This is a genomic window from Bradyrhizobium brasilense, from assembly GCF_029714345.1.
Lineage (GTDB): Bacteria > Pseudomonadota > Alphaproteobacteria > Rhizobiales > Xanthobacteraceae > Bradyrhizobium > Bradyrhizobium australafricanum.
In genome coordinates this window covers 1,170,929-1,183,053 of sequence record NZ_CP121669.1, presented here as the reverse complement: position 1 = coordinate 1,183,053, position 12,125 = coordinate 1,170,929, and the positions used below count along the sequence as shown (strand labels likewise).

Sequence of the window (12,125 nt, the reverse complement as noted above, 5' to 3'; positions counted from 1 at the left end):
CAGCATGCAAGGCGACGGAAATGCCCGCGCGAGCAGCCACACCATCAAGCGCGGAGGTCCCATGTCCGTGATCTGCGTCCTGTACTCCAGCAACACCACCTATGATTCGCTGCGCGGCATCCTGGCGATGGCGGCCGCCGAACTCGACCGGCTCGGGCACGAGGTCAGGATGCTCGATCTGCTGGCGCCGGATTTCTCGGCCCGGCTCAACGCCCTGCTGCCGCGGCGCGCCGAGACCATGGCGCTCGGCTTCTCCGGCATTGGGCTCGATATCCACACCAAGGACGGCAGGCTGTTCTGGGACGTCGCCCAGATTCCCGTCTTCACCTGGTTCTGCGATCACCCCTGCTACTTCGCCAGGCGTCATGGCCTCGAGAGCCGCTACACCGCGCATGGCTACGTGTTCCCGGACCATGCCGCATTCAACCGCGATCATCTGGGGGCCAATGGCGCCGTGTTCGCGACCCATATGGGCATTCCCGATCCCGGCTTCTTCAGCGGCTTGCCGCCCGAGCAGCGCAACGGCCGGCTGATCTTCGCCAAGTCCGGCTGGAATCCGCTGGCGCTCGAGCGCGGCTGGCGCAAGACGATGCCGCCAAAGCTGTTCGCGCTGCTGTTCGACGCGATCGTCGAGGCGCGCGGCAAGACCTGCGGCGCATTTCCGAAGATCATCGTCGACGTCGCCGAGCAGCATCTGGTCTATCTGAAGCCTGGCAGCGACCTGTTCAACGTGATCCTGACCCGACTCGACAACTACACACGAGGCGTGCGCACCCGCGAGGTGGGTGCGGTACTCGCCGACTATCCGGTCGACTTCATCGGCGGCGGCTGGAGCGATCTCGACGTCAGCGGACGTCCGGCCCGCGTGCTCGGCGCGATGACCTTCGATGCGATGCGCGAAGGCCTCGGCAGCTACCTTGCCGCGGTCTCGCTCAATCCCAATATCGACCTGTCGGTGCATGACCGGGTGTTCTTCGCGCTCGGCGCCGGCACCGTGCCGGTGTTCGACGCCAACCGCTTCTCGGCCGCGGAGATGCCGCATCTCGCCCGCTTCAGCTTCGGCCAGGACGCGATGAGCATCGCCGCCGCCGTCGAGGCCGTGCTGGCCGATCCCTCAGCGGCGCAGGCGGCGGCCGCGACCACCTTGCGCGAGCTTTATCCGCGCTTCTCGATGCAGCGGTCGGTGCAGGACATCCACGAGATCACGATGTCGATCGCGGGCGCCGCCGGCGCCAGTTTGTTGCCGGCCGAGCCGGTGCCGGCCGGCGTCTGGACGCCGAAGCAGGCGGCCTGATCGCGCGCCATTTCCGTGGCTGGCTCGCTCCGGCTGCGATACCATGCACCCGTCACCTCCGATCGGGGCTCGCATGAACCGCCGCGCGTTTGTCTCGGGATTGGCCGTTGCCGCGGCGCTCGCGGGCTTCGCCGCGCCGGCTGCGGCCGACGGCAAGCGGGTGGCGCTGGTGATCGGCAACGGTGCCTACAAAAGCGTGCCGGCGCTGTCCAATCCGCCGACCGACGCCGGCGATATCGCCGCCGCGCTGAAGCGCCTCGGCTTTGCCGTGACGCTGATCACCAATACAGGCTTCGACGAGATGCGGCGCGGCCTGATCGCATTCGGACGCAATGCCGCCGGCGCCGACATGGCGGCGGTGTACTTCGCCGGCCATGGCATGGAGATCAACGGCGACAACTGGCTGATCCCGGTCGATGCCGAGCTGAAGCGCGACACCGACGCCGCCAATGAAGCGATCAGCCTGCAAAGCGTGATGCTGCAGGTCTCCAACACCGGAAGTCTCGGCCTCGTCATCCTCGATGCCTGTCGCAACAATCCGTTCGCGGCGAAGATGAGCCGCTCGCTCGCCACCCGCGCCGTCTCCGGCAGCGGGCTCGGCCGCATCGAGCCGGTCGGCAATGTGCTGGTTGCCTATGCCGCGCGCGACGGCACCATCGCGCTCGACGGCGACGGCCGCAACAGTCCGTTCGCCGCGGCGCTGCTGCGCAACATCGAGACGCCGGGCGTCGAGGTCACCTTCATGTTCCGCAACGTCCGGGACGACGTGATGGAGGCGACGCGCAACGCGCAGCAGCCCTTCGTCTACGGCTCGCTGTCGCGCAAGGCGATCTATCTCGTGGCCGCGCCGCCGGCCGACACCGCCGCCACGAAACAGGCGAACGCTACGCCGGCAGCCGCCGCATTGTCGGCGCCATCGGCGACGTCAGCCGGCGCGATCGATCCCGCGCTGGTCGGCACCTGGGAGATCATGGTGCCAGGTGGTCGCGGCCAGTCGCGCTGGATCTGGCGGATCATGGCCGACGGCACCTACCAATTCCACGCCGAGCCCTCGCGCGCCGCGCGCCCGCACGAAGGCACCGTCAGCTTCGCCAACGGCCGCTGGACGCTGCATGCGCTGAGAGGACTGAGGAACTACAGCGACGGCGGCTCCTACGAGATCCGCGACGCCATTGCCGTGATCACCGGCAAGCTCGGCACCGGCTATTGGAAACGCAGCGTGGAGTGAGCGGGCGCGGCGCGATGGTGCAGCCGCAAGCCTCACTCCTTTCATAAATCGAGTTCACCCGTGGCCGGATAGACCACCGTGCCGTCGCCCTGGACGACGGCGCCCTCGGTGAGACGGGCGGGCTCGAGGCGCCCCTCCCCCATGATGTGGACGACGGTCTCGCCGGACGCGATGAGGTAGTCGGCGACGATGCGGCGGTGGCAGCGCCACCACACCGCTTCCGAGCACATCATCGCACAGCGTTGCTCATGGCCCTCGTCGCGCAGATGCTGGAGCGCTGCACGAAACTGCGGTGACAACGCATAGTCGGCGTAGTTGTGAAAACTCTCGTTGCTCCAGAACCCGTTGACGGACGGCGCCACGCTTCGCGCCTTGCCGCGGAGCCCGCCGAGATCGGCCAGATGCTCATACGAGATGCCCGCGGCCTTAAGCGGCTTGGGCAGCGTATCCTTGTTGAACTGCGGATTGGTTCGCGACCGCGGCACCGTTCGGATGTCAACGATGCGCTCGATCGTGGCCGCCTTGAGGAGAGCGATGAAATCCTCGAGGCTGCGGGTGGAATGACCGATCGTGAAGAACGGAAGCGCCACGTCTTTGCTAGGCATGATGCAGCGCGCTGCCCTTGTGGGCCGCGACGTGATCGGTCTTGTCGCTCTTGATCTCGTACTGCGGATCGGCCTCCGAGGCGCGGTGGGTGTGCCCCTTGTAGTCGAAATCGCTGATGTGGACCGCGATGATGGTGCCGGAGACGCGGCCGGCCTCGGAATTCCAGCTGACGTGATCCCCGACCTTGAATTTCCTGGCCATCGTTGCAGGCTCCTTCAGGCGCGAAATTGATCGTACGATACGCCGCCAATCGACGGCACGGCACTAAAAAAGCCCGCCGGAGCAAACGAACTGGCAGCCGGCCAAGTTCCCGCCTCGCGTTGGGGGTTCAACCGCAAATTGATGGTCTGCGTTGCGGTATCCCGGAAGCTTGCCGCCACCGTCCGGAATTCGATAGCGGGATTGATTGACGAGCGATACCGGCAACGGGTGCAGCAAGTTACAAGTTACATTGCTCAACGCGCAGGCCTAACGGAAAGCTCGGTCAGATTCCCTCGTCACTTACGTGGATCCGCGGAATCAAGTTGCCGCCCTGCTCAGATCTTCTCCTTTGAGGGCCGCCGCGGATCCAATGCCGACATTGGTCACGATTGCCCTCGCCTGCAACATCGACATGCTCAGAGGACGAATGCGATCGACCGGGCAATATCTGACAATGCCGACCAACGGCGTCGGCGCCTGCGGGACGAAGACAGCCACCCAGTCGTTCTCGAGTGTCTCGAGGAGATATCCGAGCTGCCAGCCACCCTCGACGTTCACCAGCACTGGCTTGAACTCATCGCTGGCGCCTTCGGCCTGGGCAAGGCCTTGAGCCATACTCTTCACCATCTGGTACTGCGGAAGGCTGCCAAGAAATGATTTTTCGACCCATGCGCTAATCTGAGAGCCGGTTTTGGTTCGCGCGACGATGCCGGCGAGGAACGACACCAGGATCAATAGAGCCACTGCCACGACTGTAACAATTCCAATGCCCGCGATCTTTCCGATCTGGTCGAAATGAAGGGCATGAGACACCGGAAGCGCGGCCTTCACCGCCAGACGCATCGCGTGGCTGAGAATCGCCAGTACAAGAGCGACGGGCAGGAGAAACAGTGCGCCTCCGATTAAAGTCGTTTTCAAAAACTCCTTCATTGCCGCGGCCTCTCCATTTGCACGCCGTTTGAAGCCGGGCCTTTCGCCAACAGCCGAAAGAACTCGCCCGGATCCACGAGAACGGCCATGGCGCACCGAGCGTCAACAGACCGCACACGTCGCCACAACCATCGCGTCCTGATGCGGATCATTGCGATACTTGGCAAGTGAACGGGCAGTGCAGCGAGACATCCCGGTCTCGCCGCACCGGTTGCCTCGGGGAGCCGCCGATCATTTCTCGTTCTTGAAGAGAACGTCGATGGCCTGGATCACCTTGAGTTCCGGGTGGGCCTTGCAATACACAATGACTTCGTGCTCGCCAGATTTGGTCCGCGTAATATGGGCAAAATGCTTCTTCGCGAGGCCGTTGTACCAGCCACTGTACCAAATCGCGAGAAAGTCGGCGTCCTCCTGATAAGTGTTGGCGAGTTGCGCGCAGGTCAAAGCCTGAACATCAATGAACCCTTTCGAGTCCATGTAGGTCGAGAGCGGGACCTGGGCATGAACAGAAGCAATCGAGATGACGAGCGCGCCAAGGCTGAGCCCAATCTGGTTCACGAAGGATTTGCGTTTCACGATCTAGTCTCCTCTTGATTTTGGTTAGCCGCCCAAGCCAGCGAACACTTTGAACAAACCGATCATTTCTGTGATGGGTCGGCCGTTGCGCTCGCCGGAGCGGGCGAACGAAGCGACTCATAGGAGATGTAGTACTTGTAGATCTTGCCGACGTACTGAACCGTCTCCTGCCCGACGATCGCAGCCGCGCCGTTCTCGACATTGTCGAACCAGACGGTCGAGTCGAAGCCGTGCTTGCTCGCATAGTCCCGGAAACGCTTCAGGTTTCCCGGGCCTGCATTGTACGCCGCCAGGGCCATGAACACGCGCTCGCGCGGATCGGTGACCGAAGCGTCGACATAGGTATCCGCCAGGTAGCGCAGGTATTTGGAGCCAGCCTGGATATTGGTGTCGGCACTGGCCGCGACGCCGGTAATCTCGATCGGCTTCTCCTTCGCGGTACTAGGCTTGATCTGCATGATGCCGGTGGCGCCGGAGGCATTGTGGCAGGCCTGGTCGAACTCTGACTCCTGATAGCCCTGTGCAGCGAGCAGAACGGGGTCGATGGAGTATTGCACCCCGTACTTTTCGAAAGATCCGCGCAGCGCCTTGAACTTCTCCGCCTCGGCGTGCGCGAGGGCGTTCTTCAGCGGCTTCGCCGTCTTGAAATAGCGTGCACGCAGGTCGTTGCCGAATTCAGTTCCGATTTTGTGAGTACTGACGAATTCAGCGAGCTCCTTCCTGAGCGCCGGACTGTCCTTGCGGATCGCCCAGGCGATGTCGCCGCCTTCGTTGATCGCAATATCGTCGCGCACCGTCAGCCCATTCAGGAGGCCCGCCCACGCCTGCGCCTTGAAGCGGTCGACGACGGCCCAGGGCAACAGGCCGGTGCTCACCATCTCCAGCAAGTCCTCGTCCTCGAGGTTCTTGTCGGCCGGCCTGACGACGATGCGTTCCAGCCCCTTGGCTGCCCGGTCCGCATTGAGCGCGTTCAGGTGCTCGAAATAGCTGCTGGCTTCCCGGACGAAAATCGTCTTTCCACCGAGGTCGTTCAGCGAGCCGATGCTCGGCGCCGCAGATCCCGTCACGAGCACTTCGCGAACGCCGGATGCCCAGGGATCGGCGAAGTCGACCAGCTTGCTCCGATCCGGCGTGACCGTGAGCAGGCCGGCGGCGATATCGCCCTTTCCGGCGATCAAATCACCCAACAGTCTGTCGCGCCTGGTGGGGACGAAGCCGACATAGATCCTCTGCTTCTTCTTGCCGTACCGCTTGTTCAGCCAGCCCTCGAACTCGATGCCGAGCTCGGCTTCGAAGCCGAGTGTCTCGCCCTTGTCGATGAAGAACGATGTCCTGTCGGTCGGCACGAGAATGCGCACGAGTTTGCGCTTCAGCATGCCATCGAAGTCGCCCTCCCAGACCTTCAGGGACGGCAGCGCCAGGACCTGTGGCTCGGCCCTGGCGGATTTTTCTGCCACGACGACGGCGGCGGCGGTTGCGAAGGCCATGGCGAATAACCTCGGACTTGCGTAGGTCGATGAAAAAATCATTGATCCAACCCAATCAATTGAAACGTGCCGCTGAAATGTGCCTGGACGTTACCTCTCTTCGTGAACGATGTATTGTAATTATGCAGCAACCTGGGCTCGCAGATGTCGACGCGCGAGCCCAGGCACTCCGATCAGCGCCGCCGGCCACCGCCATGGAAGCCGCCCCCTCCCCGGAAGCCGCCTCCCCGGAAGCCGCCACCTCCGCGGAAACCACCCACGCGGCCGCCTCCGTCGAAGCCGCCGGCCCGCATGCCGCCGCGGATCGCGGCCGGCCGGCCGCCTGCGTGAACACGCCCACTGACGCGCGAGCGCGTGACGCTCCTGTGCGAGATCGCCGCGCGATTGCCGGCACCCGTGCGCGCACGCGTGACACTCCTGCTGCTGGTGCGGCGCGATACCGAGGCACCGCGATTGCCGGCGCGTTGCGAGACCGCGGTCCTAGCGCGGCCTGCACCCGCATTCGAGACCCTGCCGCCGGGACCACCGGTGCGATTGCGCAGCGCCTCGCGCGCGGCGGGGGTATTGCCGCTGCCGAACCGCCTCGCCACGCCGGCATCGCGATAGGCAACTCCGCCGCGATGCGCCGGATTGTGGGCCCAATTGGTGTTTCTGATGTTGGTGCGGTTGAACTGGTTATAGCGGTTGACGTTGACGTAGACGTTGCGGCCCCACCAGTTGCAGCCGCCCCAGATCGCAGCACCGACAGCCACGCTGGCGGTGAAGCCGATCACGCCCGCGGCGACATAGCCCGGCGGAGACCAATAGAACGGCTGGTAGTCGGGATAATCCCAGGCCCCGTAGACGACACCGGGATCGTAGACCGGGACGTAATACTGGTCGGGATCGACCGGCTCGATCGAGATCGCCTGCTGCATGCCGGAGGGCGCGGTCACACCGGCGGGAGGCGCGCTCTTTATCACCTTCTGCTGCGGCGTCGACTTGAGATTGCCCGCAGCCTCCGCGCGCTGGCGCAGCGTCTGCACGGCGCTCATCACGTCCTGCTCCTGCGCGAGGAAGGCATCGCCAAGCTGCTGGGTCCAGTCGAGCTTGTCGTTCATCATCTGAAGAACCTGCGGCACCGCCGCGAGGGCCTTGACGCTCGGATCCCATGATTGCTTCTGCATGGCGTCTTCGAGCGCCTTGCCGGTGACGGTCTTGTTGTCTTGCGACCAGCGCGCCGCCTCGACGACTTCCAAGGGATAGGTCGACGCCATCAGGATCTGCGACAGCAGCGCGTCCGGATAGAGCGCGATCGGCGCGACCAGTTGCTCGATCTGTCCGTTCGGAAGCTTGCCGGCTGTCGGGGCCGGCGCCGGCGCGGCAGCCTGGTCCTGGGCCGGCTTCTGGTCCGCGGGTGTCTGCGCGTATGCCGGGCCCCCGAGCATCAGACCAACCGCCAGCGCCACGTTCGCGAAGGTAAGCCGGCGCAATCCTGGAAGAAGTTTTGTCATGATGCCTCCTCGTTCTTCGTCTCGCTTGCATCACCGGCGGCGCTGGCGTGCTCCGCCGCGCCGGGCGTCAGCGATGACTGCGCAATCTTTCGGCCTCTATTCAAAACGGAAGATGCGCTTCCAGTCGTCCTTCATGCTGACGACGATCCAGCCCTTGGAGCTCGCCGCATCGAGCGCCTTGTCGAGTTTGCCGAACGTGGACTTGCGATCGTATGCATATTCTCGTTCGGCGTCGGTGTGATGCACGATCAGGCCGAAACGCTTGCCGGGCGATTGCGTCGCCCATTGCAGCATCTGGAAGTCGCCGTCTGAGTTACCGAAGGCCGCGACCGGACGTCGGCCGATATGCGAGTTGATGCCGACCGGCTTGCCGGGTCCGTCATCGACGAGATCGATCGTCGGCAGGCGGATCAGCACCGGTCCATCCTTGTCGACCTTGAACTGCGTCTTGATGGTCGATCCCACGACCTGCTCGGGCGGGATGCCATAGACGCGCTCGGTCCACGGCCGCATGAACTCGATGCCGCCGCCCGACACGATGAAGGTCTTGAAGCCGTTGGCGCGCAGATACGCGAGCAGTTCCAGCATCGGCTGGTAGACCAGATCAGTATAGGGCCGGCCGAACTTCGGATGACGTGCCGACTTGATCCAGTCGCCGGCGATCTGTGCGAACTCGGCCGTTGTCATGCCGGCATGAGTCGCCATGACGAGTTCGAGCAGGCCCTTCTCGCCGGCCTTGGCCAGCGCTGCGATGTCGTTGTCGAGAACGGCCTTGAAGGGCTGCTTCTGCTTCCACTCCGGATGTTTGGGAGCGAGGGCCTTCACCCGGTCGAGCGCAAACCCAAGCTGCACATACATCGGCTGCTCGCACCACAGCGTGCCGTCGTTGTCGAATGTCGCGATGCGTTCCGGCGCCGGCACGAAATCCGGCGCTCCTTCCTTGGTCACCGCGGCGACGAAGTCCAGGATCGACTGCTTCGCCCGGCCTTCGTTCCAGGAAGGGAGAGGATCACCCTGTGCCCTTGCGGATCGGCTCGGAAGCGATAGCGCTGCTGCCGACGCGAGCAATCCAGTCAGAGCCGCGCGCCGGTCCACCAGACGTCCTATCATGAGGCCACCCCGAAAGAGGATGAAACGGCCCCGAGATCTTCGGGGCCGTTTCAGTGCGCGAGTTAGTTGCCTGAGGGCAGGCCAAGACTAAATCCCTCCTTCGCAAGCGAATCCTTGAGAAACTGGAAGCGCTGATACTGCGTAAGGGTAATCGGCCCCGAATAGCTTTCGCTCTGCAGCTTGCGAGGAGGATATTGAACGTACGTCTTCATCAACTCCTTGGTCGCATCATTGATCGTGACCAGGACCCAAGTGTGCTCGGTGTAGTTGTTCATGAAGACGTCGTAGCGCTCCTGCGGGTCCTGCCAGAGATCGAACACCTGGGGAACGGTGGCCACATAGGACTCCGGCCCCTTCCAGCCAAGATTGCTGTCGACCGCCAGTCCGCCGGTCTTTGTGCCGTCGTCGCCGCGCAGATTGAAGACCGCCTTGTAGTTGCCGACGCGGGCTGCACCGGGCGTGAGCTCGTTCTCCGTGAAATAAAACCAGCTCTTGCGTGCCGATTTGCCCGTTCCAAACAGGACCGGCGACATGTCGACGCTGTCGAAGATGATCGGCTTACCCTCACGGTCATTCTCCGGCAGCTTCACGCCGGCGAGCTTCGCGAACGTCGCCATATAATCGAGACCGCCGACGATGTCGGAATTCTTGGTGCCGGCCTTGATGCCCGGTCCCCATGCAAGGGACGGGACGCGGTTGCCGCCCTCGCGAACCGTGCCCTTGGTGCCGCGGAACGGCGTGTAGCCGGCATCCGGATAGACGTCCTGCCAGGCGCCGTTGTCCGTCGTCCAGAACACATAGGTGTTCTTGTCGAGCCCGAGGGACCGCACCTTGTCCATGATCCGGCCGATGCGCGTGTCGTTCTCGACCACGGAGTCGGCGAACTTGCTCTTGGACATCGACTTGCCCTGAAATTCGGGCGCCGGCATGTTGGGCTGATGCACCTTCATGAAGTTGATGCTCATGAAGAACGGGCCCGATGACTTGTTGCGGTCCAGATACTCGAGCGAAGCCTTCTCGACATAGTCGTCGAAGAACGGGATGCCGACCACGCCCTTGTCCGGCGTGTTGACGTATTGCCCGTTGATCTTGAAATCCTCCTTCGCCGGCTGCCCGGCATTTCCGGAGAGCGCGCCTTTGGTGACCTTCTCGAACATCGCCCGGAGTTCGGGATCCATGTCGGGAAACCACGTTGGGTCGGCGTAGGTGTAGGCATTGAGATGATAGAGGCCGGCATACTTCATCTCGTCGTAGCCTTGCGCGCTCGGCAACGCATAGTCGGCCTCGCCGAGGTGCCATTTGCCCGTGAAGAATGTTTTGTAACCGCCGGTCTTCAAAACCGAGGCAAGCGTCCATTCTGCCGCAGGCAGGCCGCCGCCCTGCCCCTGGAACGCGACGGTCGTCATGCCGCTGCGATTTGGAATCCGGCCGGTCTGCACGGCGGCACGCCCAGGCGTGCAGCTCGGCTGCGCATAGAAGGACATGAACTGCATTCCTTCGGACGCAAGACGATCGATGCTCGGCGTCGGCATGCCGCGATTTTCGCCGCCGCCATAGGGCCCGGAGTCACCATAACCAAAATCATCCGACAGGATCAGGATGATATTCGGCTTTGCGCCGCCGGCCGCGCTCGAGGGTTGCGTTGTCCCTTGCGCCTGGGCGGTCTGGATGGGCGCCATCGCCGAGAAGGCGGCGATGGTAGCGAGCGAACTCGAGGCCGCGAGCAGATTGCGGCGGCTGACGGTCTCTGTCGTTTTCTTCTCAGTCATCACTTTCTCCTGAACGTGTGATGCAACGAAATCCGAGGTGGCTGGTCGAGGTGTCGATCGGCTCGGCATGGCGCGCCGCCGGCCGATAGCGCCGGCAGTAGTTCGGCGCGCAGAGATGCGAGCCGCCCTTGATCACCTTGCGCGGAATCCTGCTGAGTGGCAGCGACGGATCGTGGCTGTCATGCTCCGCGCCACCTCGCGGATTCTGCGGAATGCAGCAGGCCTTCTTGGCGTCGGCGCGGTGTTTCGGAGCCCACCAGTCGCTGGTCCACTCCCAGACATTGCCGATCATGTCGAACACGCCGTAGCCGTTCGGCGGATAGGTCATCACCGGCGAGGTCCGCGCGTGGCCGTCCTCGCACCGGTTCTCGAACGGAAAGTGACCCTGCCACGTATTGGCTTGATGCACGCCGCCCGGCACGAATTCATCGCCCCAGGCATATTCAGCACCATCGAGGCCGCCGCGCGCGGCAAACTCCCACTCTGCTTCCGTCGGCAGATCCTTGCCGGCCCATCGCGCATAGGCGAGTGCGTCAGCATGGGTGACGTGCACCACCGGATGGTCGTCCAGCGACTTGATGTTGCTTCTCGGGCCATAGGGATGGCGCCAATTCGCGCCCTTGAGCAGCGTCCACCATTGGCTGTAGTCGCGCAGATCGACCGGATAATCCGGGGGCGTGAAGACCAGCGATCCGGTGAAGAGCATGTGCGGCAGCGCATCCGGATAGTCCTTGGGATCCGGAGCGACCTCGGCGAAGGTGACGTGGCCCGTGGCACGCACGAACTGCTTGAATTGCCGGTTCGTCACCGGCGTGCGGTCCATCCAGAACCCGTCGACGCTCACCATGTGGGACGGCGCTTCTTCCGGATAATGCCGATCCGATCCCATGCGGAACGTGCCGCCGGGAATGAAGATGCTGTCTGACGCGCCGGTTTCGTCCACGTTCGCGACCGGTCTCTCGGCAATATTCAAGAAGGTTGCCTCCAGTTACTCGTTGCGGCCGATTGCGTGCTTGGCCGGTTCGGCGGCCTCGCTGCGCAAGCCCTGTGTCTGACCGATCGCAGCACGCATCATGCCCGCAGCAAGCACGCCCGATCTCGAAAGGTTGATAAGAATCGTATTGTTCACGCACTGCTCCAGTTAAGCGAACGTCCCCTCGATCACGGCCGGTTCAGATGAACCAGGGCCTCGGCTTCCAGTTCGGCAACCAGCCGTTCGTAGTCCGCGGCCTTCCGACTTCCTTCGCGGTCTCCTTGCTCTGCCGCTTGTTGCCAACGGTGAAGCGCTTTCACAGCTTCGTCATAATCTGCGCAAATCGCTCTAAACTGCGCATCGCGATTGAAGCAGCGCCGAATTTCGAATTCGCGCTGCGGAAAGCGGGTCACAATCGCGCGGAACTCCTCCATGATGAACTCGCTTGTGGCCGACGT

The 12,125-nt window shown here is 63.3% G+C and carries 13 protein-coding genes; 2 read left to right on the top strand and 11 right to left on the bottom strand.

What is annotated here, in order from left to right:
• Positions 1-61: 61 nt before the first annotated feature.
• A complete protein-coding gene (locus tag QA635_RS05350) occupies positions 62-1,294 on the top strand; it encodes a hypothetical protein (RefSeq protein ID WP_283067548.1) in 1,233 nt (410 codons plus the stop codon).
• A gap of 73 nt (positions 1,295-1,367) precedes the next feature.
• Positions 1,368-2,522 (top strand): caspase family protein, encoded by a 1,155-nt coding sequence (locus QA635_RS05345; protein ID WP_283067546.1) that lies wholly within the window; start codon positions 1,368-1,370, stop codon positions 2,520-2,522.
• 41 nt (positions 2,523-2,563) lie between these two features.
• On the opposite strand, the gene QA635_RS05340 is transcribed toward QA635_RS05345, so the two are convergent.
• The 11 genes from QA635_RS05340 to QA635_RS05290 all read right to left on the bottom strand — a co-directional run bounded on the left by QA635_RS05340 (position 2,564) and on the right by QA635_RS05290 (position 12,101).
• Positions 2,564-3,127, bottom strand: a complete 564-nt coding sequence (locus tag QA635_RS05340) for a DUF488 domain-containing protein (protein ID WP_425249134.1) — start codon at positions 3,125-3,127, stop codon at positions 2,564-2,566.
• Positions 3,120-3,329: a hypervirulence associated TUDOR domain-containing protein gene (locus tag QA635_RS05335; protein ID WP_057017689.1), complete on the bottom strand. Its 210-nt coding sequence runs from the start codon at positions 3,327-3,329 to the stop codon at positions 3,120-3,122. The genes QA635_RS05340 and QA635_RS05335 overlap by 8 nt, the downstream gene beginning before the upstream one ends.
• Positions 3,330-3,647: 318 nt before the next feature.
• Positions 3,648-4,259, bottom strand: a complete 612-nt coding sequence (locus tag QA635_RS05330; RefSeq protein WP_283067541.1) for a DUF502 domain-containing protein — start codon at positions 4,257-4,259, stop codon at positions 3,648-3,650.
• Positions 4,260-4,490: 231 nt separating this feature from the next.
• Positions 4,491-4,835, bottom strand: a complete 345-nt coding sequence (locus QA635_RS05325) for an HdeA/HdeB family chaperone (RefSeq protein WP_225160851.1) — start codon at positions 4,833-4,835, stop codon at positions 4,491-4,493.
• Between the two features lie 62 nt (positions 4,836-4,897).
• The gene (locus QA635_RS05320; RefSeq protein WP_283067539.1) at positions 4,898-6,322 is read right to left on the bottom strand and encodes an MltF family protein; all 1,425 of its coding nucleotides are present in this window, start codon (positions 6,320-6,322) and stop codon (positions 4,898-4,900) included.
• A gap of 173 nt (positions 6,323-6,495) precedes the next feature.
• Complete coding sequence (locus QA635_RS05315; RefSeq protein WP_283067537.1) at positions 6,496-7,815, bottom strand: DUF3300 domain-containing protein; 1,320 nt, start codon at positions 7,813-7,815, stop codon at positions 6,496-6,498.
• 96 nt (positions 7,816-7,911) lie between these two features.
• Positions 7,912-8,925 (bottom strand): HAD family hydrolase, encoded by a 1,014-nt coding sequence (locus QA635_RS05310; protein ID WP_283067535.1) that lies wholly within the window; start codon positions 8,923-8,925, stop codon positions 7,912-7,914.
• A 62-nt stretch (positions 8,926-8,987) separates the two neighbouring features.
• Positions 8,988-10,694 (bottom strand): arylsulfatase, encoded by a 1,707-nt coding sequence (locus QA635_RS05305; protein WP_283067533.1) that lies wholly within the window; start codon positions 10,692-10,694, stop codon positions 8,988-8,990.
• The gene (locus QA635_RS05300; RefSeq protein WP_283071477.1) at positions 10,687-11,583 is read right to left on the bottom strand and encodes a formylglycine-generating enzyme family protein; all 897 of its coding nucleotides are present in this window, start codon (positions 11,581-11,583) and stop codon (positions 10,687-10,689) included. Before QA635_RS05300 ends, QA635_RS05305 begins: the two co-directional genes overlap by 8 nt.
• 99 nt (positions 11,584-11,682) lie before the next feature.
• Positions 11,683-11,823, bottom strand: coding sequence for a hypothetical protein (locus QA635_RS05295; RefSeq protein WP_283067531.1), 141 nt, complete (start codon positions 11,821-11,823; stop codon positions 11,683-11,685).
• A 32-nt stretch (positions 11,824-11,855) separates the two neighbouring features.
• On the bottom strand, positions 11,856-12,101 hold the full coding sequence (locus tag QA635_RS05290) for a hypothetical protein (protein ID WP_283067529.1): 246 nt from the start codon (positions 12,099-12,101) through the stop codon (positions 11,856-11,858).
• Positions 12,102-12,125: the final 24 nt, after the last annotated feature.

What these genes read in the sequence shown, in the direction of transcription:
- QA635_RS05290 (WP_283067529.1), bottom strand. Translation starts at nt 12,101, where the DNA reads ATGGAGGAGTTCCGCGCGATTGTGACCCGCTTTCCGCAGCGCGAATTC.
- QA635_RS05300 (WP_283071477.1), bottom strand. Translation starts at nt 11,583, where the DNA reads ATGGGATCGGATCGGCATTATCCGGAAGAAGCGCCGTCCCACATGGTG.
- QA635_RS05320 (WP_283067539.1), bottom strand. Translation starts at nt 6,322, where the DNA reads ATGGCCTTCGCAACCGCCGCCGCCGTCGTCGTGGCAGAAAAATCCGCC.
- QA635_RS05340 (WP_425249134.1), bottom strand. Translation starts at nt 3,127, where the DNA reads ATGCCTAGCAAAGACGTGGCGCTTCCGTTCTTCACGATCGGTCATTCC.
- QA635_RS05305 (WP_283067533.1), bottom strand. Translation starts at nt 10,694, where the DNA reads ATGACTGAGAAGAAAACGACAGAGACCGTCAGCCGCCGCAATCTGCTC.
- QA635_RS05310 (WP_283067535.1), bottom strand. Translation starts at nt 8,925, where the DNA reads ATGATAGGACGTCTGGTGGACCGGCGCGCGGCTCTGACTGGATTGCTC.
- QA635_RS05315 (WP_283067537.1), bottom strand. Translation starts at nt 7,815, where the DNA reads ATGACAAAACTTCTTCCAGGATTGCGCCGGCTTACCTTCGCGAACGTG.
- QA635_RS05330 (WP_283067541.1), bottom strand. Translation starts at nt 4,259, where the DNA reads ATGAAGGAGTTTTTGAAAACGACTTTAATCGGAGGCGCACTGTTTCTC.
- QA635_RS05350 (WP_283067548.1), top strand. Translation starts at nt 62, where the DNA reads ATGTCCGTGATCTGCGTCCTGTACTCCAGCAACACCACCTATGATTCG.
- QA635_RS05345 (WP_283067546.1), top strand. Translation starts at nt 1,368, where the DNA reads ATGAACCGCCGCGCGTTTGTCTCGGGATTGGCCGTTGCCGCGGCGCTC.
- QA635_RS05335 (WP_057017689.1), bottom strand. Translation starts at nt 3,329, where the DNA reads ATGGCCAGGAAATTCAAGGTCGGGGATCACGTCAGCTGGAATTCCGAG.